This window comes from Modestobacter sp. SYSU DS0657, assembly GCF_054050925.1.
On the sequence record NZ_JBJHAG010000012.1, the window covers coordinates 85,932 to 109,133 of the forward strand.

Consider the following 23,202-nt stretch of genomic DNA (forward strand, 5'->3'; position numbering starts at 1 on the left):
CTCCCCGGCTGCCGTGCTCAGTCCAGCAGCCGGGAGACCGCCGACAGCCGGGCGTCGCCGGCCATGGACGCCAGCCAGGTCGCCCAGCCGGGGCGGGTGCGCACCGCCTCCAGGGCGCTGCGTGCGGCGGCCCGGTCGCCCCGGCGGGAGGCGGCCAGCGCCGCGTACAGGTCACGCGCCCCCTCCGGCGCGAAGACGGCGAGGGTCTCGTAGTCCCGCTCGTCGTAGGCCCGCTGGAGGTTGCGCAGCATCCGCAGCTGGGCCACCGGGTCGCCGGAGTCGTCCACCCGCAGGTCGATCCGGGCCCCGTCGTCGTCCTCGGTGGCCGGTTCGCCGCCGACCACCAGCAGGGCGGCGGACTGCCGGCCGCGCAGGTCGCCCCCGGCGTCCTGACCGGCGGTCAGCGCGGCCAGCAGCCGGTCGGCCAGCGGGCCGCCGGCGGAGGCGAAGGCGGCCGACATCGCCGGCAGCACGTCGGGGGAGGTGAGCATGTTGCCCTGCACGCTGACGCCGTCCCCGAGCAGGTGCCCGCTGGCCGGCAGCGATCCGCGCCCGGTGTCGGCGGCGACCTGACCGGTGGCGTCGAGTACCGCGATCTGCCGGTCGACGTCCTCCGCCGCGTGCGAGGCGCGCCGCACCAGGTCCTGCGGCGAAGTGCCCGCCGCCAGGCCAGCCATCAGGGAGGTGCCCAGCCCGCGCCGGCTGCGGGCCTGGACCGCCACCACGCCGACCCCGGGCCGCACGGTCGGGACGGCGCGGCCGACGGCGAGGATGCAGGAGGAGACCGCGATGCCCAGGTCCCCGGTGTCCGGGTCCCGGGCGATGACGGAGAAGGTCACACGCCCGCCGGCAACGCCATGGTGCGCACGTCGGCGGGGACCTCCAGCGGCGCGCCGGTAGCGGCGACGACCTCGGCGGCGGTGACCCCCGGGGCGGTCTCGCGCAGCACCAGCCCGGTGGGGGTGACGTCGATGACGGCGAGGTCGGTGACGATCCGGTCGACGCACGCCTTGCCGGTGAGCGGCAGCGAGCACTCCGCGACGATCTTGGCCGACCCGTCGCGAGCGGTGTGCTCCATCATCACGATGACCTCGCGGGCGCCGTGGACCAGGTCCATCGCGCCGCCCATGCCGTTGACCATCCTCCCGGGGATGAGCCAGTTGGCCAGGTCACCGGCGGCGCTGACCTGCATCGCGCCCAGGACGGCGAGGTCGATGTGGTGGCCGCGGATCATGCCGAAGGACAGCGCGGAGTCGAAGTAGCTGGCGCCGGGCAGCACGGTGACCGTCTCCTTGCCGGCGTTGATCAGGTCGGCGTCCTCCTCGCCCTCGAAGGGGTAGGGGCCGACGCCGAGGATGCCGTTCTCGCTCTGCAGCACGACGTGCACGCCGGCGGGGACGTGGTTGGGCACCAGGGTGGGCATGCCGATGCCGAGGTTGACGTACTGCCCGTCGCGCAGGTCGGCGGCGACGCGGGCGGCCAGCTGGTCACGGGAGAGCGCCATGGTCAGGCCTCCGTCGTCTCGGTGCCGGCGGCCGCGGGGGTGGCCGCGCTCGGGCGGGGGCGGGTGGTGCGCTTCTCGATCTTCTTGCCGGCCGCGCCGACGGCCACGACGCGCTGCACGAACACCCCGGGCAGGTGCACCGCCTCGGGTGGGATCTGCCCCGGCTCGACCAGCCGCTCGACCTCGGCGACGGTGACCTCGCCGGCCATCGCGGCCAGCGGGTTGAAGTTGCGCGCAGACTCCCGGAACACCAGGTTGCCGTGCCGGTCACCCACCGCGGCGCGGACCAGGGCGAAGTCGGCGGTCAGCGCGGTCTCGAGCACGTAGTCGGTGTCGCCGAACCGGCGGGTCTCCTTCGGGGGGCTGGTCTCGACGACGTTCCCGTCGGCGTCGTAGCGCACCGGGATGCCGCCGTCGGCGACCAGCGTGCCCACCCCGGTGGGGGTGTAGAAGGCCGGGATGCCGGTGCCCCCGGCGCGCAGCCGCTCGGCCAGCGACCCCTGCGGGGTCAGCTCGACCTCCAGCTGCCCGGACAGGTACAGCCGGGCCAGTTCCTTGTTGCCGCCGACGAAGGAGCTGATCGTCTTGGCGATCCGCCCGGCGTACAGCAGCACGCCGAGCGCCTGGTCGTCGACGCCACAGTTGTTGCTGATCGTGGTCAGCCGGTCCGCGCCCTGCTCCAGCAGGGCATCGATCAGCGCGATCGGCACGCCGCACAGGCCGAACCCGCCCACCGCCAGGGTGGCGCCGGAGGGGATGTCGGCAACGGCCTCACGTGCGCTGGGGACGACCTTGTCCATGCGGCTGACCACCGTCTCTCGTCGGCTGGGCCGGTGAGGTGTCAGACGGGGTGGCCCAGCTCGCGGATCCCGTCGAGCTTCGTGCCGAGCGTAGCGGTGACCCGCTCGGTCTCGGCCCGGTGCTGCAACTGGGCGGAAGCCGCCTCGCGGACCAGCACCAGGGAGGCGCCCGCGGCCAGCGGCGCCAGCAGCCAGGCCACCGGGCCGGCCTCGGTCGCCGTCCGCTCGTCGACCAGGACCCGGTCGCCCTCGGCCATGCCCAGCCGCGCGGCCAGCTCCTCGGCGGTTCTGGCGAGCTGCTCGAGGCTGAGCTGCACCCCGCCGGCGATCAGGCCCGGGCGCGCCGCGTCCACCGGCTGCCAGGGGGTGAAGACGTCGCCCTGGCCCCGGACCTCCAGCGCGAAGTCGCGGGCCGGTCCGGCGTACCCGGTCATCCCCAGGCCCAGCGGGTGCAGCGACAGGCCCAGCAGCTCGGGCAGGTACTGCTCCTCCAGCGGCGGCAGCCGGTCCTGGGCGGCGAGCACGACGTCGGCCGCGGCGAGCCGGTCGTCGTCCTCGACGGCGGTGTCGAGCACCGCGGCACCGCAGCTCCAGACGCCCAGCAGGACCGCGGCCGTCTGCCAGTGCACCGGCAGCGCCACCGCGACGGTGCTGCCCGGGCCGGTGTCGAACTCCTCCTGCAGCAGGTTCGCCGTCTTCGCCACCCAGTTGGCCAGCGTGGTCGCCGACAGCTCGACCCGGTCGCCGGTGGCGTCGTCGTACCAGGTGATCAGCGGCGCCGCGGGGTCGCGGCGCAGGCGGGCGTCGAGCAGCTGGGTGACCGGTCCGGTGTGAGGCATGGGACCACAGTGGCAGGTGGGTGGCCGGCGCCCGGCCGACGGCCCGCCGACCGGGCGCAGCGCGGCTACAGTCGGGCACCGATGACCGTGACCTCTGGTGCCGCGCTCGCCCGGCTCGACCACTCGCTGCTCCGCGCCACCAGGCGGGCCCTGGGCGACACCCCGGCGGTCCGCGTCGCCCGGGGCATGTCGCACTTCGGCGAGCACGCACTCGGCTGGCTCGCCCTCGGCGCGGCCGGGTGGCTCTCCGGGCGCCGTCGCGACGAGTGGGCCGCCGGGACCGTCGGTGTCCTCGCCGCCCACGCGGCGGGGGTGGTCGTGAAGCGCGTCGTCCGCCGGGTGCGGCCCGCGCTGGAGGACGTCCCGGCGCTCGTCGCGACCCCGAGCCGGCTGTCCTTCCCCAGCGCCCACAGCTGCTCGACCGCAGCCGCGGCGGTGGGGTTCGGGCCGATGGTCGGCCGTCCGGTGATGCTGACCGTGACCGGAGGCATGCTCGTCTCCCGGGTCCTGCTCGGCGTCCACTACCCGACCGACGTGGTGTCCGGAGCGGTGCTGGGGGCCGGCGTCGCCTCCGTGGCCCGGCGCCGCCTGGTCCGCTCCACCAGCAGAGAGGCACGGCCGTGACGGCGCACCCCCAGCCGATCCGCGAGAGCTCCCCGTCCGCCGGGTCGCAGCCCACCGCCGTCGACGGCGGGCACCGGGCCGAGCGCGTCCCCCCGCCGCCCCGGACGCCGGGGTGGCGGGGGTCTCGGGGATGGGGTGTCGTCCGCGCGCTGCGGCCCCGGCAGTGGGTCAAGAACGTGCTGGTGCTGGCCGCGCCGCTCGCGGCCGGCGCGGTCTTCGACCCGGACGTGCTCCGCCCGACGGCGGTCGCCTTCGTGCTCTTCTGCCTGGCGTCGTCCGCCGTCTACCTGGTCAACGACAGCATCGACGTGGAGGAGGACCGGCGGCACCCGCGCAAGCGGTTCCGGCCCATCGCGGCCGGCCTGGTGCCGCGGTCGCTGGCCGTCTCGATGGCCGTCGTCCTCGCCTCGGGCACGCTCGTCGCCGCGGCCCTGCTCACCCGTCCGGCGCTCGCCTGGGTGCTGGGCAGCTACCTGGTCATCCAGCTCGGCTACTGCACGTTCCTCAAGAACGAACCGGTGATCGACCTCGCGGTGGTGGCCTCGGGCTTCCTGCTGCGCGGCATGGCCGGGGGCCTGGCCGCCGGGTTGGCCCTGTCCCAGTGGTTCCTGCTCGTCGCGGCGTTCGGCTCGCTGTTCATGGTGGCGGGCAAGCGGTACTCCGAGCTGGTCGTGGTCGGCGACGCCGCTGCCACGCGCAAGACCCTGCGCGAGTACTCGGCCAGCTACCTGCGCTTCGTGTGGAGCCTGTCCGCCGCCGTCGCCTGCACCGCCTACAGCCTCTGGGCCTTCGAGATGGCCGAGGCCCAGGACGGCCCGCCGTGGGCGACCATCTCGATCGCGCCGTTCGTCCTCGGCGTGCTGCGCTACGCGGTGGACGTGGACAAGGGGACCGCGGGCGCCCCTGAGGAGATCGTGCTGGGCGACCGGGTCCTGCTGCTGCTCGGTGTCCTGTGGGCCGCGCTCGTCGGCGTGGGCGTCCTCACCCGCTGACGCCCCCCTGGGGTTGCTGCGGTCCCACCCACGTCGTCCCGGCGTCCGGCGTCCGGCGTCCGGCGCCCGGCGTCCGGCGTCCGGCGTCCGGCGCCCGGCGTCCGGCGCCCGGCGTCCGGCGTCCTGCGTCCTGCGTCCTGAGCTGCGCCCCCGGTCCACCGGTGCCCCCACTGCGCCCGCCCCACCTGGCCGAGGCGAGGGGGCACGCACCCGTCCCGGCGGGCCGTGCCGCGCCCCGGGCGGCGAGCCGGGTGCTGCCGGTGGTGGAGGAGCCCCTCCGAGACGGGGCTCGGACGACCCGGCCGCGGCCGGGAGCTCGCGGGGCACGGGGTGCGGCCGACCAGGTGCGTGGCCGGTGCCCCGCGGTGCGGTGACCCGGACACGGCAGGTGGCATGGCAGGTGGCATGGCCGGTGACACGGCCGTGCCCGACGGCGTGGCGCCGGTGGGGGCACGGGTGCCCGGCCCGGGCCCGGGCGCACCGGGGCACGGCAGCGGCCGGGGGAGCGACCTCCCCCGGCCGGGCCCGCGGTGGATCAGTTGATGCAGGAGGTGTCCGCGGCGGTGCGCGGTGCCTCGGCGGTGGCGCTCGGGGCGGCCGGCTGCTCGGTGACCGGCTGGCCGACCCCGTTGAAGTCCGAGCCGAGGACCAACTGCACGGTGCCGCTGGTGGCGTCGCCGACCTGCTTGGTGACCGCACCGGGGATGGTGGCGGCCAGCGCGGCCGCGAGCGCCTCGTCGCCGGCGGCGTGCCGGATCTCGGTCACCGAGTAGTCGGAGGAGTCGGCGTTGGCGGTCCCGGCCACCGGGAAGCCGGCACCCTCGAGCTCGGCGGCCGCGCTGGCGGCCAGACCGCCGATGCCGGAGCCGTTGTAGACCTCGACGGGAACCTGGGCCGGGGCGACCGGGGCCGGTGCCTCGGCGGTGGCGTCGGCAGGCGGCTCGGGTTCGGCGTTCAGCTCGGCGAAGAAGGCGTGCAGGGTGTCGGTGTCCTCGAGCTGGACGATCGACTTCCCGTCCTCGGTGGCGGTGCCGACGTTGGGCACGGTCTGGAACTCGATGCCGCCGGCGGTGACCGATTGCATCTGCTGGGCCAGCTGCAGCAGGTTCAGGTTCTGGTCGACCGTCAGCGAGTCCGCGGCGGCCCGCACCAGTTCCCGCTGCTTGCCCAGGTCGAGGAGGACGTCCTCGGACAGCATCTTGCGCAGCACCCCGCCGATGAACACCTGCTGGCGGACGATCCGGTCGAAGTCGCCGCGCGGCAGGTTGTGCCGCTGCCGGACGAACTTGAGGGCATCGGCGCCGCTGATGGTCTGCACGCCCGCCGGGAACACCGCGCCGGACCACCGTGAGTCGTCCACCGGCTCGCACAGGTTCACCTCGACGCCGCCGACCACGGAGGTCAGCTCGAAGAAGCCGAGCAGGTCGACCTCGGCGTAGTGGTCGATCTGCAGCCCGGTGAGCCCGCTGATGGTCTGCACCAGCAGCTGCGCGCCCTGGGCGTTCTTGGCCTCCTCGGAGGCGCCGTCCGGGGCGTTCAGCCGGCCGTAGGCGTAGGCGGCGTTGAGCCGTTCCTTGCCGTACCCGGGGATCTGCACGTACGAGTCGCGGGGGAAGGAGACGAACGACGCCTTCGACCCGTCGGCCGGGACGTGCACCAGGATCATCGTGTCGGTGTTGAGGCCGGAGTCCTCGCCGGCCTGCAGCTCGACCATCTGCTGCTCGGTGAGGTTGGCCCGGCTGTCGCTGCCGACGAGTAGCAGGTTCATCGCCTCGCCGGTGCGCACCGTCTCGTCGTTGCCGTCGCTGGGGATGGCGTCGGTGCGGTTCACGGTCGCGTCGGCGACCCGGCCGAGGTACCAGCCCCACCCGCTGGTGGCCAGCACGACGACGGAGACGACCAGTGCCACGACCCGGCCGGTCCAGGCCAGCCGGCGGTCACCGGGACCGCCGGCGGTGGCGCTGCCGCCCGGTGCCCGGCCCGCGCGGGGGTCCAGGCGCGGCGGCAGTGGGCGGGGCGCGGTGGCCCGGCGGCGCTCGTCGTCTGTGCTCATGCGGTGTCCTCACGTCGAGGTGCCGACGTCGGCGCACTGCCCCCGGTGGGGCCAGTCGTCCAGCGGCGCGATCACGTCGGACTGTACGTCGCGCGGCTGGGTGCGCCGGCCGCTCTGGACGAGCACCCCACGACGTGTCCACCCCAGACGCCCCACCGGTCCCAGCGGGCTCCGTGCCGGCACCGCCGTGGGCGTGTCCGGCTCAAGTCCCCGGCGCAGGGGCCGATGGTCTCTGGAGCAAGCGGTCGGCAGCACCAGGCCGACCGAGCAACCGTTCACCGGAGGACCCGCCCGTGCGCCGCATCCTGACCGGACTCATCGCCTTCCTCCTCCTCACCGGCACCTTCCTGGTGCTCCCGGTCTACGCCGAGGAGGGGCCGCAGGCACAGCCGGTGGTCACCTCCAGCGACGAGGTGCCGTTGGGGTCGGTCGAGGAGCCGGCGCCGGAGGTCGAGGTCCAGGAGGGCACCACCGACCCGGTCGAGGGCGTGCCGGCCGCCGCGCCGACGCTCTCGCTCACCCGCACCGACACCGCGCCGTTCTCGCTGGTCGGCGTCACGTGGGCGTTCGACCCGCAGGTGGCCGACACCGTGGTGCAGGTCCGCGTGCGGGACGCCGAGGGCGTCTGGGGCAGCTGGACCGAGGTCACCCCGGAGACGGCCGACCAGCAGGCGGTGGACACCGGGGCACGGCTGCGCGGTGGCACGAGCCCGTTGTGGACCGGCCCCGGCACCGGCGTCCAGGTCGAGCTCGTCACCCGCTCCGGTGCGCAGCCCACCGACGTCGCGCTGGACCTGATCGACCCGGGGAGCAGCCCCGCGGACGGTGCGCTCGACGACCCGGAGATCACCGACACCGCGCACGCCGCCGCCACCATGCCCGCGATCTACTCGCGCGCGCAGTGGGGCGCCGACGAGCGGATCCGCACCTGGAACCCGCAGTACGCGTCGACGATCAAGGCGGCGACGCTGCACCACACGGCGGACTCCAACAGCTACTCCGCGGCCGACGTCCCGGCGATCATGCGGTCGATCTACCGCTACCACACGGTGAGCCTCGGCTGGGGCGACATCGGCTACAACGTCATCGTCGACAAGTTCGGCCGGCTGTGGGAGGGCCGGTACGGCGGCCTGGCGAGCACTGTGGTCGCCGCGCACGCCGGCGGGTTCAACACCTCGACCTGGGGTGTCTCGATGCTCGGCAACTACGACGTCGTCCCGGTCCCGCAGGCCACCGTCGACGCCGTCGCGGCGGTGATCGCCTGGAAGTTCGGGCTCCACCGCATCGACCCGAACGCCACCACGGTGCTGACCTCCTCCGGTGGTGGCACGTCGCGCTACTCGTCGGGCACCCGGGTGACGCTGCCGACGATCTTCGGCCACCGCGATGTGGGCAGCACCGCGTGCCCTGGGCGGTACGGCTACGCGCGGCTGGGTGAGATCCGGGCGTCGGTCACCCAGAGGATGGGGGCCACCTCGGAGATCGCCGTCCGGTACTCCTCGGACGCCACGCTGCGGTCGGTGCTCGGCAGCCCGGTCGGTGTCGAGCAGTCGACCGCCGGGGTCTCCTGGCAGGCCTACCAGAACGGCCGGGTGTACTGGTCCCCGCGCACCGGTGCGCGCGCGCTGTGGGGCGACATCCTCAACCGGTATCTCGCGCTGGGGGGCCCGGCGGTGCTGGGCGCCCCGGTCACCGACCACCTGCCGACCCCGGCACGGGACGGGTACTACGCGTGGTTCCAGTCCGGGGCCATCTACTGGACGCCATCCACCGGGTCGAAGTGGGTCAGGGGCTGGGTGGGGGATCGGTGGGCTGCGTTGGGTCGTGAGGCTGGGGTGTTGGGTTTTCCGACGTCGGAGGAGAAGCCGGCGGTCGGTGGGGTGTTCCAGGAGTTCCAGCGGGGGGTCGTGTACTCGTCGGCGTCGACCGGTGCGCACGAGGTGCACGGGTGGGTGTTGGACAAGTGGACGGCGCTGGGCCGGGAGCGGGGTGTGCTGGGGTATCCGACCTCGGATGAGATCGCGACGTCGGTGGGTGCGTACAACACCTTCACCGGTGGGGCGATCTACTCCACGCCGGCGGGGGGGCCGCGTGCGGTGCGGGGGTGGATCGGTGCGCGGTGGTTGGCGTTGGGTGCTGGTGCGGCGGCGGTGGGTCATCCGTTGTCGGATGAGCAGCGGGCTGCTGACGGGGTGGGTGCCTACAGCGAGTTCTCCAACGGGGTCATCTACTCCAGTGCGGCCACGGGGGCGCACGACGTGACCGGTCCGTTGGCGACGGCGTGGTCGCGGTTGGGGGGTGTGTCCTCGTTCCTGGGTTATCCGACTGCGGACACCCGGGCGCTGGGTGGTGGCCAGGTGGCGACGTTCCAGGGTGGGTCGGTGTACCGGGCGCCGGGTGCGGGTGTGGCCTACGAGGTGCACGGGTGGATCGGGCGGTTGTGGCAGGCCAAGGGTGGGGCGACGGGGGCGACGTTGGGGTGGCCGACCTCGGATGAGCAGTCGGCGCCGGACCGGGTGGGGGTGTTCCAGACCTTCGCCAACGGGTTGGTGTACTCCTCGCCGTCCGGTGGTGCCCGGGAGGTGCACGGGCTGATCGAGGACAAGTGGACGGCGCTGGGGGGGTTGACCGGTCGGCTGGGGCCGCCGGTGACCGATGAGCTGACGCTGCCCGATGGCAAGGGGCGGGTGAGTCATTTCTCCGGTGATGGGTCCATCTACTACTCCCCGGCCAGCGGGGCGTGGGAGGTGCGGGGCTGGGTCCGGTCGGCGTACTCGGCGTTGAACGCCGAGCGGGGGTTCTTGGGGTACCCGATCGCTGATGAGGGTCCTGCCGGGGTTCCTGGTGCGGTGGTCAGCCGTTTCCAGGGGGGCAACGTCTATGCCTCGGGCGCGACCGGTGCCCGGGAGGTGCACGGGGCGATCCTGGCCCGGTACCTGCAGCTGGGTGGGCCTGCCTCGGCGCTGGGGCTGCCCACCAGCAACGAGTACGCGGTGCCCGGTGGGCGGCGCAGCGACTTCGAACGCGGCTCCATCACCTGCAACACCACGACCGGGAGCATCACCGTCACCATGAGGTGACCGATGGTCACGGCTGGCCGAGGCACACTCGGGTGCGGCGCTGATCGACCGGCGCCGCACTGCCCAGCCGTGGCCGTTCGCCGGTGTGCCGGCGTCGCGGTGGCCCGGTGTCGCACATCCGCTCGTGGAGGTCCCTGTGGTCCGTCGTCCCGGCCTGTCCCGCCCTCGGGCGGCGGCAGGCAGCCTGCTCGGACTGGTCGTCCTCGCCGCGTGCTCGTCGGGGGCGGCCGGTGAGGTTGGCGATGGCGGTCCGGAGGCGAGCGGCAGCGGGGTGGCGCCCACGGCGTCGTCGGCCCAGTCCTCGTCCCCGGCCCAGTCCGCGTCGGCCCCGTCCGGGTCGCCGGCCCCGACGTCCCTGGGGGAGGTGGCGACCGACGCGGCGCCGCCCACCGGGTCCGCGGCGCCCGCAGCGGGTCCCGGCGAGGGGCGCGCACAGGTTGCGGTCACCACCACGTACGTGGGCCAGGAGGGGACCGCGGGGGTCCAGGCGAACGGCTATGTCGTCGGCGTCGTCGAGGTCGACGGGACCTGCACGCTCACCCTGACCAGGGGAGCGGTGTCCCGGACCGCGACCGCGCCGGGCCTGGCCGACGCCAGCACGACGGTCTGCGGCGGGCTCGAGGTGCCCCGGTCGGAGCTGGCGCCGGGGGAGTGGGAGGCGGTGCTCGACTACTCGTCGCCCACCTCCCGCGGCGCGGCGGCCGCGATCGCGGTGGTGGTCCAGTGACCGGGGTGGCCCGGTGTGCCGGAACGCGCACGCGCCGACGGGGAGCTCCGGCGGTGCTCCTCGCGGTGGTGGCGGTCCTCGCTGCCGTCCTGCCCGGTGGCGGACCTGCCGTGCCGACGGTCGAGGTGGTGCCGGCCGCCGACACGTCCCGATTCGTGCCGGGCAACATCATCGCCGACCCGGTCTTCTTCGACGGGCAGGCGATGACCGCCCCCGAGGTGCAGGCGTTCCTCGACGTCAAGAACCCCTCGTGCGTCGACGCCGCGGACGCGGTGTGCCTGCGCAGGTACCGGCAGGACACCCCGAGCAAGCCGGCGGACGCGTACTGCCAGGCCTACCCCGGGCGGCGGCAGGAGAGCGCTGCCGACATCGTGGCCAAGGTCGGCGCCGCCTGCGGGATCAGCCAGCGGGTGCTGCTGGTGCTGATGCAGAAGGAGCAGTCGCTGGTCACCGCTAGCGCCAGCAAGGGGACTCTTTACGCCAGCCGGTACCAGAAGGCGATGGGCTACGGCTGCCCGGACACCGCCGCCTGCGACACCCAGTACTACGGCTTCTTCAACCAGGTCTACAACGCCGCCAGCCGGTTCCAGGTGTACCGGGCCAGGCCGACGTCCTTCAACTTCCGGGCCGGCATCACCCGGGACGTGAGCTACTACCCCGCGATCTCGGACAAGTACGGCGACAACCGGAACAACGTCCGGTGCGGCACCCAGTCGGTGTACTTCCAGAACCAGGCGACCGCCGGGCTGTACAACTACACCCCCTACGTGCCGAACGCCGCGGCGCTGCGGGCCGGGAGCGGCGTCGGGGACACCTGCTCGGCCTACGGCAACCGGAACTTCTGGATCTACTTCACCGACTGGTTCGGCTCCACCCAGTCGGGCGGGGCCGGGGAGATCGCGACCCGGTACGCCCAGCTGGGTGGCTCCGCCGGCGTGCTCGGGGCGGCCACCTCCGCGATCGGCTGCGGCCTGGCCGGTGGCGGCTGCTACCAGTACTACGCCCGGGGGGCGATCCACTGGTCGCCGGCGACCGGTGCTTTCATGACGCGGGGCTGGATCGCCGACTCCTGGGCCGCCGGCGGCCGCGAGCGCGGCACGCTGGGGTACCCGACGGGTGACGAGGTCGCCGTGGCCGGCGGCGCCTACCAGACCTTCCAGCGCGGGGCCATCTACTCCTCCGCGGCCGGGGCCTACCCGGTCAGGGGCTGGGTGGGGGATCGGTGGGCTGCGTTGGGTCGTGAGGCTGGGGTGTTGGGTTTTCCGACGTCGGAGGAGAAGCCGGCGGTCGGTGGGGTGTTCCAGGAGTTCCAGCGGGGGGTCGTGTACTCGTCGGCGTCGACCGGTGCGCACGAGGTGCACGGGTGGGTGTTGGACAAGTGGACGGCGCTGGGCCGGGAGCGGGGTGTGCTGGGGTATCCGACCTCGGATGAGATCGCGACGTCGGTGGGTGCGTACAACACCTTCACCGGTGGGGCGATCTACTCCACGCCGGCGGGGGGGCCGCGTGCGGTGCGGGGGTGGATCGGTGCGCGGTGGTTGGCGTTGGGTGCTGGTGCGGCGGCGGTGGGTCATCCGTTGTCGGATGAGCAGCGGGCTGCTGACGGGGTGGGTGCCTACAGCGAGTTCTCCAACGGGGTCATCTACTCCAGTGCGGCCACGGGGGCGCACGACGTGACCGGTCCGTTGGCGACGGCGTGGTCGCGGTTGGGGGGTGTGTCCTCGTTCCTGGGTTATCCGACTGCGGACACCCGGGCGCTGGGTGGTGGCCAGGTGGCGACGTTCCAGGGTGGGTCGGTGTACCGGGCGCCGGGTGCGGGTGTGGCCTACGAGGTGCACGGGTGGATCGGGCGGTTGTGGCAGGCCAAGGGTGGGGCGACGGGGGCGACGTTGGGGTGGCCGACCTCGGATGAGCAGTCGGCGCCGGACCGGGTGGGGGTGTTCCAGACCTTCGCCAACGGGTTGGTGTACTCCTCGCCGTCCGGTGGTGCCCGGGAGGTGCACGGGCTGATCGAGGACAAGTGGACGGCGCTGGGGGGGTTGACCGGTCGGCTGGGGCCGCCGGTGACCGATGAGCTGACGCTGCCCGATGGCAAGGGGCGGGTGAGTCATTTCTCCGGTGATGGGTCCATCTACTACTCCCCGGCCAGCGGGGCGTGGGAGGTGCGGGGCTGGGTCCGGTCGGCGTACTCGGCGTTGAACGCCGAGCGGGGGTTCTTGGGGTACCCGATCGCTGATGAGGGTCCTGCCGGGGTTCCTGGTGCGGTGGTCAGCCGTTTCCAGGGGGGCAACGTCTATGCCTCGGGCGCGACCGGTGCCCGGGAGGTGCACGGGGCGATCCTGGCCCGGTACCTGCAGCTGGGTGGGCCTGCCTCGGCGCTGGGGCTGCCCACCAGCAACGAGTACGCGGTGCCCGGTGGGCGGCGCAGCGACTTCGAACGCGGCTCCATCACCTGCAACACCACAACCGGCGCGATCACGGTGACCACCCGATGACCGGCTCCCCGGTGGACGTGGGCGGCGCGACGGGCCGGTCGGGTCCGGACCCGACCGGCCCGGAGGGCGTGGGTAGCGTCTACCGCATGACCTCTGCAGCTCCCGCGACCAGCAGCCCGTGGAAGGCGGCCCTCGCCGACCTGGCCGGGGGTTGGCGGCAGCGGGAGCTGTGGGGGCACCTGGCCTGGCAGGACATCCGGCAGCGGTACCGCCGTTCGGTGCTCGGCCCGATCTGGATCTCCATCACCATGGCGGTCACCGCGATCGCGCTGGGGCTGCTCTACGCCGGGCTCTTCGGCAACGACCTGGCGGTGCAGCTGCCGAACATCCTGGTGGGCTTCATCATCTGGGGGTTCATCAGCGGGTGCATCATCGAGGGCGCCGAGGTCTTCACCTCCAACGTCGGCCTGATCACCCACCTGCCGGCGCCGCTGAGCGTGCACGTCTACCGCCTGGTCTGGCGGCAGCTGCTGTTCTTCCTGCACAACCTCGTCGTCTACGCGGTCATGCTCATCGTGTTCCCGCAGGACCTGCACTGGACCGGTCTGGCGGCGCTGGTCGCGCTCGGTCTGCTGGTGCTCAACGGGGTGTGGGTGGCGCTGCTGTTCGGCATCGTGACCACCCGCTTCCGGGACCTGACGCCGATCACCCAGTCGATCGTGCAGCTCGCCTTCTTCATGACCCCGATCGTCTGGATCTACCAGGACTTCCTCAACAGCCCCAACCCGACGATCGCGGAGCGGGCCAGGCTCGCCGAGCTCAACCCGTTCCTGCACTTCGTCGAGATCCTCCGCCGCCCCATGCTGGGCCAGGACCAGGAGCTGCGGCACTGGCTCGTGGTCCTGGCGATCACGGTGGTGGGCTGGGCGCTGACGCTGGTCGTCCTGCGCCGCTACCGCGCACGAGTCTCCTACTGGGTGTGAACGTGACAGAGAAGAACGACCTGGTCAGCATCACCACCGAGAACGCCTGCGTCGACTTCCCGATCTTCGACGCCAAGTCGCGGTCGCTGAAGAAGACGGTGATGGGCGTGGTCGGCGGCAACATCGCCGGCAGCTCGAAGGTGCCGATCATCGAGGCCCTCCGGGACATCACCCTGCAGCTGGACCACGGGTCCCGGGTCGGGCTGGTCGGGCACAACGGCGCCGGCAAGTCGACGCTGCTGCGGCTGCTGTCCGGCATCTACGAGCCGACCCGGGGGAGCGCGGCGATCCGGGGCCGCGTCGCGCCGGTGTTCGACCTCGGCGTCGGGATGGACCCGGAGATCTCCGGCTTCGAAAACATCATGATCCGCGGGCTGTTCCTGGGCATGACGCGCAAGCAGATGGAGGCCCGGGTCGACGACATCGCCGACTTCACCGAGCTGGGCGACTTCCTGAGCATGCCGCTGCGCACCTACTCCACGGGCATGCGGGTGCGGCTGGCCCTCGGGGTGGTCACCAGCATCGACCCGGAGATCCTCCTGCTGGACGAGGGCATCGGCGCGGTCGACGCCGCCTTTCTGGAGAAGTCGAAGCAGCGCCTCGGTGAGCTGGTCGAGCGGTCGGGGCTGCTGGTGTTCGCCTCGCACTCCGACGAGTTCCTGCGCGAGCTGTGCGACACCGGCATCTGGATGGAGCACGGCCGGATCAGGCAGCAGGGCGACCTGGAGGAGGTCCTCCGGGCGTACAAGGGCCAGGCCGCGTGACCGGCGGCCCGGGCGCCCGGGTGGTCGCCGTCGTCGTCACCCGGCACCGTCGCGAGCTGCTGGCCGAGAGCCTGGCCGCGCTCGCCGCGCAGTCCCGTCCGGTCGACCACGTGGTGGTCGTGGACAACGGGCCCGACCAGTCGGCGGAGCCGGTGGTGCGCGCCTCCGGGCTGGACGCCACCTACCTGCCCAGCCAGCGCAACCTGGGCGGCGCCGGTGGGTTCGCACTCGGCATGCTCGCCGCCCTCGCGCGCGGTGCCGACTGGGTCTGGTGTGCCGACGACGACGGACGCCCCGCCGACGACACGGTGCTGGCGACCCTGCTGGCCTGCGCCGAGCGGCACGACCTGGCCGAGGTCTCCCCATTCGTCACCGACCTGGCCGATCCCGACCGGCTCGCGTTCCCGCTGCGGCGGGGCCTGCGCTGGCGGCGTCGGCGCAGTGACTTCGCCGGCCTGGACGTGCTGCCGGGGTACGCCAGCCTCTTCAACGGGGCACTGTTCCGCGCCGACGCGCTCGACGTGGTGGGCGTCCCCGACTACCGGTTGTTCTTCCGCGGGGACGAGACCGAGGTGCACCGCCGGCTGGTGCGGTCCGGGCTGCGCTTCGGGACCTGCACCGCCGCGGCCTACCTGCACCCGGAGGGCACCTCGGAGTTCGAGCCGATCCTGGGCGGGCGGCTGTCGGCCCAGTACCCGGCCAACGAGGTCAAGCGCTACTACACCTACCGCAACCGCGGCTACCTGATGGCGCAGCCGGGCATGCGCTGGCTGCTCCCGCTGGAGTGGGTCCGGTTCTCCTACTTCTTCCTGGTCCACCGCCGCGACCCCGTGGCCTGGCGGGAGTGGCGCCGGCTGACCAGGGCCGGCCGGCAGGAGCGGTTCACCCGCACCTGACGCGAAGGGCCCCGCACCGATCCGGTGCGGGGCCCTTCGCGTGTGGGGGACGGCTCAGCCGCGCCCGTGCTGGCCGTCGGCCTGGAAGGCGCGCTCCCAGCTATCCGGGGAGGTCAGCTCACCGAGCTGGGCCCGGTAGCGCTCGGCCAGCGCCGGGAACTCCCGGTAGAGCCGGACGTGCACCTTCACCGAGTGGCGGAGCATCCGCCAGAAGGTCTGCGGCTCGCGCCGCCGGAAGGTCACCCCCCGACCGTCCGCGGTGCCGACCGTCGCGCTGTCGAGCCGGGAGAGCAGGAACCAGCGGGCGTCCTGGGCACTGATGTTCAGCTGCGGGCGCTCCGCGGCCTGCTCCTTCGGCGGCCGCACGTTGTGCAGCAGGGCGCCCAGCAGCGTGCGGCCGATGGTCACCGGGGTCGTGGGCGGCTTCATGAACCGCTCGGCCTTGACCGCGCCCATCGACGGCAGCGGCAGGTCCGACGAGGACCCGATGACCTGCCCGTCGGGGTAGTCGCCCTGGTGCTTGAGCGCCGTGGGCAGCGCGGTCGGCAGCAGGGGGAAGAGCCGCTCGGGGCCGGCGAGGAAGTCGTCGTAGGCGCGGTGGTGCAGGGCGGCCGTCGCGTACTGCAGCATGATCAGGAACTTGAGGTCGAACTTGAAGGTGTCCCGCAGCAGCGTCCCGCCGTGCTTGTACTGGGTGTGCAGGGCGGCAGCGACCAGCCGGTTGCGGGTGTGGAAGTACGCCTGCCACCCGGCGGTGTCGTCCTTGTCGCTCCAGGACAGGTGCCAGACGGCGGCCCCGGGCAGCGTGGCCACCGGGAAGCCGTTCTCCCGTGCCCGGATCCCGTACTCGGCGTCGTCCCACTTGATGAAGACCGGCAGCGCCAGACCCTGCTGCTCCATGGTCTCCCGCGGGATGAGGCACATCCACCAGCCGGTGTAGTCCACGTCGATGCGCCGGTGTAGCTGCGGTGAACGGCGCAGGCTGTTCTTGGCGAAGTCGTGCGCGTACTCGGTGTTCGGCGCGGCCCGCCAGAAGAACTTGTCCGGCTGGACGACCTCGCCCATGGTGTGCAGCACTGAGCGGTCCTGCAGGGCCAGCATCTGACCGCCGACCAGCATCGGGTGCTTGGCGAACTGGGCGAAGGCGAAGAGCCGGGCCACGCTGTCGGGCTCCAGCTGGACGTCGTCGTCGAGCAGGATGTGGTGGGTGGCGTCGGTGGAGTGCAGCGCCTCGTACATCGTCCGGGAGAACCCGCCGCTGCCTCCGAGGTTGGGCTGCTCGACCAGTAGCAGGCGGTCGCCGAGGGCCTCGGACGCGGCGGTGAAGCCGGCGGCGTCCCGGACCTTCTTGTTGCCCTGGTCGGCGACGATCACCCGGGAGATGAGGGCGTCGACGACCGGGTCGCCGGCCAGTGCGCGCAGGGCCGCGACGCAGTCGTCGGGACGGTTGAACGTGCAGATGCCGATCGACAACCGCGTGTCGTGCGCCGGGCGCCGAGCGGCGGACCAGGAGGCCTCGTGCAGGGTGAGGTCGCCGTCGTCCGCGCTGAGGTCAAACCAGTACCAGCCGCCGTCCTCGAACGGCGTGAGGTCCAGCTCGAACTCCAGGTCGCGGTCGCCACCGGTGGTGGTGGTGCCGGTGACGTGGATGATGCTGCCGTCGGCCTTGGAGCGGTACACGTCGACGCGTCCGGGCCCGGAGACCCGCATGCTCAGCACGACCTTCTCCAGCACCGTCCAGCGCCGCCAGTAGCTGGCCGGGAAGGCATTGAAGTAGGTGGCGAGGGAGACCTCGTTGCCCGCCGCGACGGTGGCGTCGGCCCGGCTGGCGGACTTCACCCGCCGGGTGGCGGTCTCGTCGACGTAGAGCGACCGGACCTTCAGCGGGTCGCCGGGGCGGGGGAGGATCACCCGCTGCAGCAGGGTCACCGCCTTGCCGGAGGCGAGGTCGGCCGCGGTCGGCTCGCTGACGCGCTCGGGGGAGACCGTGTGGGGCGTGCTGATCATGCGGGTTCAGTCCTCGGTGTCAGTCGTCGAGGCGGCCGTCGAGCGAGCCACCCTCGTCGAAGAAGGGCCGGATCCGGTTGTCGAACATGCTCAGGGCGGAACCGATGGCCATGTGCATGTCCAGGTACTTGTACGTGCCCAGCCGGCCGCCGAAGAGCACGCGCTTCTCGGCCGCCTCCTTCCGGGCCAGCTCCCGGTAGGTCTCCAGCTTGGCGCGGTCCTCGGGGGTGTTGATCGGGTAGTACGGCTCGTCGCCGCTCTCGGCCGACCGCGAGTACTCACGGACGACGACGGTCTTGTCCGCCGGGTAGGCGCGCTCGGGGTGGAAGTGCCGGAACTCGTGGATCCGGGTGAACGGCACGTCCTCGTCGGCGTAGTTCATCACCGAGGTGCCCTGGAAGTCGCCGATCGGCAGGACCTCGGTCTCGAAGTCCAGCGTGCGCCACCCGAGCTCACCGGCGGCGTAGCCGAAGTACTTGTCGATCGGGCCGGTGAAGACCGTCGGCACGTCACCCGGCAGGTCGTCCCGCACGTCGAACCAGTCGGTGGACAGCCGCACCTCGATGTTGGGGTGCTCGGCCATCCGGGTCAGCCAGGCGGTGTAGCCGTCGACCGGCAGGCCCTCGTACGTGTCGTTGAAGTAGCGGTTGTCGAACGTGTAGCGCACCGGGAGCCGGGCGATGACCGCGGCCGGCAGCTCGGTGGGGTCGGTCTGCCACTGCTTCTTCGTGTACCCGCGGATGAACGCCTCGTAGAGCGGGCGGCCGATCAGCGAGATGGCCTTCTCCTCCAGGTTGGCGGCCGACGCGGTGTCGAACTCGCCGGCCTGCTCGGCGACGAGCGCGCGGGCCTCGTCGGGGGAGAAGCTGCGGCCGAAGAACTGGCAGAGCGTGGCCAGGTTCATCGGCAGGGAGTAGGTCTGGCCGTCGAAGATCGAGTAGACCTTGTGCTGGTACTTCGTGAACTCGGTGAACTGGTTGACGTACTGCCAGACCCGCTCGTTGCTGGTGTGGAACAGGTGGGCGCCGTAGCGGTGGACCTCGATGCCGGTCTCGGGCTCGGGCTCGGAGTAGGCGTTGCCGCCGATGTGGTCACGGCGGTCGAGGACCAGCACCTTCTTCCCCAGCTGGCTGGCCACACGCTCGGCCACGGTGAGGCCGAAGAAGCCGGAGCCGACGACGACGAGGTCAGGGGGCGCACCAGTCACGGGGACCGACGGTACCCGGGTGGCCCGGGTGGTCACGACCGCACGCCGGTCCCGGTGCCCCTCGGCACCCGTCGTGGCACACCCACCCCAGGCGTCGCTCCCGCACCCGGGTCGCTCCGCTCCCGCGCCGCCGTGGCCGGGGACGGCCGGTCCAGGCGCAAAGCGGGGACCGCGCGCCTCTAGGGTCGGCCCGTGCGTCCTCCCGCCCCGGTCCCCCCGCTCCGCGTCGTCGCGGTGACGTACTCACCCGGTGAGGCGCTCGACGGCTTCGTCGAGTCGCTGGCCGCGGCGACCACCCGGGCCACCGACGTCGTGCTCGCCGACAACGGCTCCACCGACGGCGCGCCCGAGCGGGTGGCGGCGGCGCACGGCAACGTCCGGCTGCTGCCCACCGGCGGCAACGTCGGGTACGGGGCGGCGGTCAACGCCGGCCTGGCCGACGTTCCAGAGGGCTGGGCGCTGGTGGCCAATCCCGACGTCCGCTTCGAGCCCGGCTCGGTGGACGAGCTGCTCGCCGCCGCCGCCCGCTGGCCGCGGGCGGCCACGCTGGGACCGGCCATCCGCACGCCGGAGGGCGAGCTCTACCCGTCGGCCCGGGACCTGCCCCGGCTCTCGACCGGCATCGGCCACGCGGCGTTCGGGTGGTTCTGGCCGGCCAACCCCTGGACGGCGCGGTACCGGCGCGAGCGGGAGGCGCCGCGGGAGCGTCCGGCCGGCTGGCTGTCCGGCTCCTGCCTGCTGGTCGACCTGGCCGCCTTCCACGCGATCGGCGGCTTCGACCCGGGCTACTTCATGTACTTCGAGGACGTCGACCTCGCCGAGCGGCTGGGCCGTCGCGGCTGGCTGAACGTCTACGTCCCCTCCGCCGTGGTGGTGCACGAGGGCGGCCACGCCACCCGGCGTCAGCCGCACCGGATGGCGCGGGTGCACCACACCAGCGCGCTCCGCTACCTCTCCGCCCGCCACCCCGGCCCGGGGAACGCGCCGCTGCGGGCCGCGCTCCGCGCGGGGCTCGGCGCCCGGATGCTGTTGTCCTTCGTCAGCGGCCAGGTGGCCGCCGGGGCCCGCTTCCAGCGCGGCGCCGACGACCTCGACCGATCGGAGCGGTGACGTGCAGCACGCGGTGATCATGGCGGGCGGTTCGGGCACGCGGCTGTGGCCGCTGTCCCGGGCGGCCCGGCCCAAGCAGCTCCTCGACGTGGTCGCCGAGGAGGGAGGAGGCGCGCACAGCCTGCTGGCCGAGGCGTTCGGCCGCCTGCGCGCGGTCCTCCCCGCCGACCGGATCTGGGTGTGCACGGCGGCCGGTTACGCCGACGCGGTGCGGGCGGCCCTGCCGGAGCTCGCCGCCGGCCGGCTGGTCCTCGAGCCGGTGGCCCGGGACACCGCCAACGCCGTGGGGCTGGCCGCTGCCCTGGTCGCCGACGTCGACCCCGACGCCGAGCTGGCCGTGGTCAGCGCCGACCACGTCATCCGCCCCGTGGAGCGTTTCGCCGCGGCCTTGCGCACCGCCTACGCCGTCCTCGCCGACCGCCCGCGCGCCCTGGTGACCCTCGGCGTCACCCCGACGTCGCCGGCCACCGGCTTCGGCTACGTGCAGAAGGGGGCGCCGACCGGGGTGCCGGGCGCTTCCGAGGCGGCGGCGTTCAAGGAGAAGCCGGACCGGGCCACCGCCGAGGCGTACCTCGCCTCGGGGGACTACGTCTGGAACTCGGGCATGTTCGTCTGGCGGGCGCGCACCGTGCTGGACGCGCTGGCCGAGCACCTGCCGGAGACCGCCGCCGGCCTGGCCCGGGTCGTCGCCGCCCCGGCCGGCGCGGAGCGGGACGCGGTGCTCGCCGAGGTCTTCCCGACGCTGCCGAAGATCAGCGTCGACTACGCGGTGCTGGAGCCTGCGGCCACCGAGCCGGGCCGGGTGGCCGTGGTCGACCTGGACGTCGACTGGCTGGACGTCGGTTCCTGGCCGGCGCTGGCGCACACGCTGCCCACCGACGCCGCCGGCAACGCCGTCCGGGGGCTGACGGTGCTCGCCGACAGCGCCGGCAACGTGGTGCTCAGCGACGACCCCGACCACCTGGTCGCCCTCGTCGGGGTGCGCGACAGCGTGGTGGTGCACACCGCCGACGTCACCATGGTCTGCCCGGTCGCCGACGCCGAGCGGGTCAAGCAGCTGCTGGCCGTCGTCGAGGAGCGGTTCGGCCGCCGGTTCAGCTAGGCCGGGTGAACGCCGGCGGTGGTTAACCTCGCTGCCATGACCGACCTCGACGTCGCCGCACTCGTCACCGGCGGGGCCTCCGGGCTCGGCGCCGCCACCGCGCGGGCGCTGGCCGCGGCCGGCGCCGCGGTGACCGTGGTCGACCTCGACGCCGACCGTGGCGCGGCGCTCGCCGCCGAGCTGGGCGGCGCGGCGTCGTTCGTCCGCACCGACGTGACCGACGAGGCGTCGGTGCAGGCCGCGGTCGCCGACGCCGCCGGCAAGGACCGCCCGCTGCGGATCGCGGTGAACTGCGCCGGCATCGGCTACGCCGGCCGGTTGCTGAGCCGCGACGGCGCCCCGCACGAGCTGGGCGCCTTCACCCGCACGGTGACGGTCAACCTGGTCGGCACGTTCAACGTGCTCCGGCTGGCGGCCGCGGCGATGGCCGCCACCGAGCCGGGCCCGGACGGAGAGCGCGGGGTCGTGGTCAACACCGCCTCGATCGCCGCCTACGACGGGCAGGTCGGGCAGGTCGCTTACGCCGCGTCCAAGGGCGGCATCGTCGGCATGACGCTGCCGGCCGCCCGGGACCTCGCCCCGGTCGGCGTCCGCGTGGTCACCATCGCCCCCGGGATCGTCGACACCCCGCTGCTGGCCGCCCTGCCGGAGGCCGCGCGCACCGCGCTGGCCGAGAACGTCCCGTTCCCGCGTCGGCTGGGGCGGCCCGAGGACTTCGCCGAGCTGGCGCTGGCCCTGGTTCGGCAGGGCTACCTCAACGGCGAGGTCGTCCGGATGGACGGCGCGCTCCGCATGGCACCCCGGTGACCACGGCGGTCCCCGCCCGCGCGGTCACGCGGACCTGGGTGCCCGACTGGCCGCTGGACGTGCGCCGGGTGCTCTCCCGCGACCGCCGGGGCACCGGCGACCCGACGCTGCGCTACGCCGAGGACGGCGTCTGGCGCACCACGACCACCCCGGACGGCCCGGCCACCCTGCGGGTCAGCGGGGGGCCCGGTGGGCTGCGCCTCGACGGGTGGGGGCCGGGGGCGGACTGGGCGGTGGCGACCGGCCCGCGCTGGCTGGGGGCCGAGGACGCCGACGGCGGGTTCGACCCGGCACCGCACCCGCTGCTGGTGCGGCTGCACCGGGCGACCCCGTGGCTGCGGCTGGGCGCCACCGGCCGGGTCTGGGACGCGCTGGCGCCCGCGGTGCTCGAGCAGAAGGTGACCGGCATCGAGGCGCACCGCACCTGGCGGGAGCTGCTCCGCCTGGCCGGCGAGCCGGCGCCCGGGCCGGTGCCGGCCGGGATGCGGGTGGTCCCCTCGCCCGAGCGGGTGCTGGCGGTCACCGACTGGCAGTGGCACGCCTGCGGCCTGGACGGCGCCCGCCGCCGCGCCCTGCGCGCGGTCGCCTCGGTCGCCTCCCGGCTCGAGGCCGGCGACCACACCGGGTGCGCCGACCTCCGCCGCCGGCTGCAGTCGGTGCCCGGGATCGGCGTCTGGACCGCCGCCGAGGTGGCCCAGCGGGCGGTGGGCTGCCCGGACTCGGTGAGCGTCGGCGACTACCACCTGAAGAACCTGGTCGGCTGGTCGCTGGCCGGCCGGAAGACCGACGACGCCGGCATGCTGGAGCTGCTCGAGCCCTGGCGCGGGCACCGGCAGCGGGTGGTCCGGCTGCTGGAGGTGGGCGGGAGCATGCCGCCGAAGCGGGGGCCGCGGATGGCCCCCACGGACTACCGGCGGTTCTGACCCAGCAGGCCCAGCAGGTAGGCGCCGTACCCGCTCTTGGCCAGCGGCTCGGCGGCCCGGCGCAGGCCGTCGTCGTCCAGCCAGCCGTTCCGCCAGGCGACCTCCTCGATGCACCCGATCTTCAGCCCCTGCCGCTCCTCGACCACCGAGACGAACTCGGTGGCCTGGCGCAGCGAGGTGAAGGTGCCGGTGTCCAGCCAGGCGGTGCCCCGGTCCAGCGCGGTGACGGTCAGCCGCCCCTGCCGCAGGTAGTGCTCGTTGACCGCGGTGATCTCCAGCTCGCCCCGGCCGCTGGGGGTGATGCCCCGGGCGACGTCGACGATGTCGGGGCCGTAGAAGTACAGCCCCG

At 73.6% G+C, this 23,202-nt stretch carries 20 protein-coding genes; 12 read left to right on the top strand and 8 right to left on the bottom strand.

Going from position 1 to position 23,202, the window contains the following annotated elements; genetic code table 11:
• Positions 1-17: 17 nt before the first annotated feature.
• From ACI79A_RS09885 to ACI79A_RS09900, 4 genes are read right to left on the bottom strand one after another with little or no spacing between them, the layout of a single operon-like run.
• The gene (locus tag ACI79A_RS09885; protein WP_457082519.1) at positions 18-839 is read right to left on the bottom strand and encodes a DUF1028 domain-containing protein; all 822 of its coding nucleotides are present in this window, start codon (positions 837-839) and stop codon (positions 18-20) included.
• On the bottom strand, positions 836-1,504 hold the full coding sequence (locus ACI79A_RS09890; protein WP_457082521.1) for a CoA transferase subunit B: 669 nt from the start codon (positions 1,502-1,504) through the stop codon (positions 836-838). The genes ACI79A_RS09885 and ACI79A_RS09890 overlap by 4 nt, the downstream gene beginning before the upstream one ends.
• Positions 1,505-1,506: 2 nt before the next feature.
• Positions 1,507-2,304: a CoA transferase subunit A gene (locus ACI79A_RS09895; protein ID WP_457082523.1), complete on the bottom strand. Its 798-nt coding sequence runs from the start codon at positions 2,302-2,304 to the stop codon at positions 1,507-1,509.
• A gap of 41 nt (positions 2,305-2,345) precedes the next feature.
• On the bottom strand, positions 2,346-3,143 hold the full coding sequence (locus tag ACI79A_RS09900; RefSeq protein ID WP_457082525.1) for a TIGR03089 family protein: 798 nt from the start codon (positions 3,141-3,143) through the stop codon (positions 2,346-2,348).
• 81 nt (positions 3,144-3,224) lie between these two features.
• On the opposite strand from ACI79A_RS09900, the gene ACI79A_RS09905 reads away from it, so the two are divergent.
• Positions 3,225-3,767, top strand: a complete 543-nt coding sequence (locus ACI79A_RS09905; protein WP_457082527.1) for a phosphatase PAP2 family protein — start codon at positions 3,225-3,227, stop codon at positions 3,765-3,767.
• Positions 3,764-4,759 (top strand): decaprenyl-phosphate phosphoribosyltransferase, encoded by a 996-nt coding sequence (locus ACI79A_RS09910; protein WP_457082529.1) that lies wholly within the window; start codon positions 3,764-3,766, stop codon positions 4,757-4,759. The genes ACI79A_RS09905 and ACI79A_RS09910 overlap by 4 nt, the downstream gene beginning before the upstream one ends.
• Before the next feature lie 535 nt (positions 4,760-5,294).
• On the opposite strand, the gene ACI79A_RS09915 is transcribed toward ACI79A_RS09910, so the two are convergent.
• A complete protein-coding gene (locus ACI79A_RS09915; protein ID WP_457082531.1) occupies positions 5,295-6,812 on the bottom strand; it encodes an LCP family protein in 1,518 nt (505 codons plus the stop codon).
• A 293-nt stretch (positions 6,813-7,105) separates the two neighbouring features.
• Here ACI79A_RS09915 and ACI79A_RS09920 point away from each other — a divergent pair, with 293 nt between their 5' ends.
• The 6 genes from ACI79A_RS09920 to glfT1 all read left to right on the top strand — a co-directional run bounded on the left by ACI79A_RS09920 (position 7,106) and on the right by glfT1 (position 15,697).
• Positions 7,106-9,892, top strand: a complete 2,787-nt coding sequence (locus tag ACI79A_RS09920) for an N-acetylmuramoyl-L-alanine amidase (protein ID WP_457082533.1) — start codon at positions 7,106-7,108, stop codon at positions 9,890-9,892.
• A 457-nt stretch (positions 9,893-10,349) separates the two neighbouring features.
• Complete coding sequence (locus tag ACI79A_RS09925) at positions 10,350-10,619, top strand: hypothetical protein (RefSeq protein WP_457082535.1); 270 nt, start codon at positions 10,350-10,352, stop codon at positions 10,617-10,619.
• A 53-nt stretch (positions 10,620-10,672) separates the two neighbouring features.
• The gene (locus tag ACI79A_RS09930; protein WP_457082537.1) at positions 10,673-13,114 is read left to right on the top strand and encodes a hypothetical protein; all 2,442 of its coding nucleotides are present in this window, start codon (positions 10,673-10,675) and stop codon (positions 13,112-13,114) included.
• Between the two features lie 86 nt (positions 13,115-13,200).
• Entirely contained in the window at positions 13,201-14,037 is an 837-nt protein-coding gene (gene wzm, locus ACI79A_RS09935) for a galactan export ABC transporter permease subunit Wzm/RfbD (RefSeq protein ID WP_457082539.1), read from the top strand.
• A 2-nt stretch (positions 14,038-14,039) separates the two neighbouring features.
• A complete protein-coding gene (gene wzt, locus ACI79A_RS09940) occupies positions 14,040-14,801 on the top strand; it encodes a galactan export ABC transporter ATP-binding subunit Wzt/RfbE (RefSeq protein ID WP_457082541.1) in 762 nt (253 codons plus the stop codon).
• Positions 14,798-15,697: a galactofuranosyltransferase GlfT1 gene (gene glfT1, locus ACI79A_RS09945; protein WP_457082543.1), complete on the top strand. Its 900-nt coding sequence runs from the start codon at positions 14,798-14,800 to the stop codon at positions 15,695-15,697. Before wzt ends, glfT1 begins: the two co-directional genes overlap by 4 nt.
• Before the next feature lie 54 nt (positions 15,698-15,751).
• Here the strand turns inward: glfT1 and ACI79A_RS09950 are convergent, their stop codons facing one another.
• Positions 15,752-17,704, bottom strand: coding sequence for a glycosyltransferase (locus ACI79A_RS09950; RefSeq protein WP_457082545.1), 1,953 nt, complete (start codon positions 17,702-17,704; stop codon positions 15,752-15,754).
• 19 nt (positions 17,705-17,723) lie between these two features.
• Positions 17,724-18,911: a UDP-galactopyranose mutase gene (glf, locus tag ACI79A_RS09955; protein ID WP_457082547.1), complete on the bottom strand. Its 1,188-nt coding sequence runs from the start codon at positions 18,909-18,911 to the stop codon at positions 17,724-17,726.
• Positions 18,912-19,103: 192 nt separating this feature from the next.
• Here glf and ACI79A_RS09960 point away from each other — a divergent pair, with 192 nt between their 5' ends.
• The 4 genes from ACI79A_RS09960 to ACI79A_RS09975 are packed head-to-tail and all read left to right on the top strand — an operon-like array spanning position 19,104 to position 22,853.
• Entirely contained in the window at positions 19,104-20,021 is a 918-nt protein-coding gene (locus tag ACI79A_RS09960; protein ID WP_457082549.1) for a glycosyltransferase family 2 protein, read from the top strand.
• Position 20,022: 1 nt separating this feature from the next.
• Positions 20,023-21,123 (top strand): mannose-1-phosphate guanylyltransferase, encoded by a 1,101-nt coding sequence (locus ACI79A_RS09965; protein WP_457082551.1) that lies wholly within the window; start codon positions 20,023-20,025, stop codon positions 21,121-21,123.
• 36 nt (positions 21,124-21,159) lie between these two features.
• Positions 21,160-21,930, top strand: a complete 771-nt coding sequence (locus ACI79A_RS09970) for an SDR family NAD(P)-dependent oxidoreductase (protein ID WP_457082553.1) — start codon at positions 21,160-21,162, stop codon at positions 21,928-21,930.
• Entirely contained in the window at positions 21,927-22,853 is a 927-nt protein-coding gene (locus tag ACI79A_RS09975; protein WP_457082555.1) for a DNA-3-methyladenine glycosylase family protein, read from the top strand. Before ACI79A_RS09970 ends, ACI79A_RS09975 begins: the two co-directional genes overlap by 4 nt.
• On the opposite strand, the gene ACI79A_RS09980 is transcribed toward ACI79A_RS09975, so the two are convergent.
• Positions 22,838-23,202: sugar phosphate nucleotidyltransferase (locus ACI79A_RS09980; RefSeq protein ID WP_457082557.1), on the bottom strand; the 365-nt coding region annotated here is incomplete at its 5' end. The two genes, ACI79A_RS09975 and ACI79A_RS09980, sit on opposite strands and share 16 nt — an antisense overlap.

Excerpts from the sequence above, each read along its gene's own strand:
- ACI79A_RS09890 (WP_457082521.1), bottom strand. The coding sequence starts at position 1,504 with ATGGCGCTCTCCCGTGACCAGCTGGCCGCCCGCGTCGCCGCCGACCTG.
- ACI79A_RS09895 (WP_457082523.1), bottom strand. The coding sequence starts at position 2,304 with ATGGACAAGGTCGTCCCCAGCGCACGTGAGGCCGTTGCCGACATCCCC.
- ACI79A_RS09900 (WP_457082525.1), bottom strand. The coding sequence starts at position 3,143 with ATGCCTCACACCGGACCGGTCACCCAGCTGCTCGACGCCCGCCTGCGC.
- ACI79A_RS09905 (WP_457082527.1), top strand. The coding sequence starts at position 3,225 with ATGACCGTGACCTCTGGTGCCGCGCTCGCCCGGCTCGACCACTCGCTG.
- ACI79A_RS09915 (WP_457082531.1), bottom strand. The coding sequence starts at position 6,812 with ATGAGCACAGACGACGAGCGCCGCCGGGCCACCGCGCCCCGCCCACTG.
- wzm (WP_457082539.1), top strand. The coding sequence starts at position 13,201 with ATGACCTCTGCAGCTCCCGCGACCAGCAGCCCGTGGAAGGCGGCCCTC.
- ACI79A_RS09950 (WP_457082545.1), bottom strand. The coding sequence starts at position 17,704 with ATGATCAGCACGCCCCACACGGTCTCCCCCGAGCGCGTCAGCGAGCCG.
- ACI79A_RS09970 (WP_457082553.1), top strand. The coding sequence starts at position 21,160 with ATGACCGACCTCGACGTCGCCGCACTCGTCACCGGCGGGGCCTCCGGG.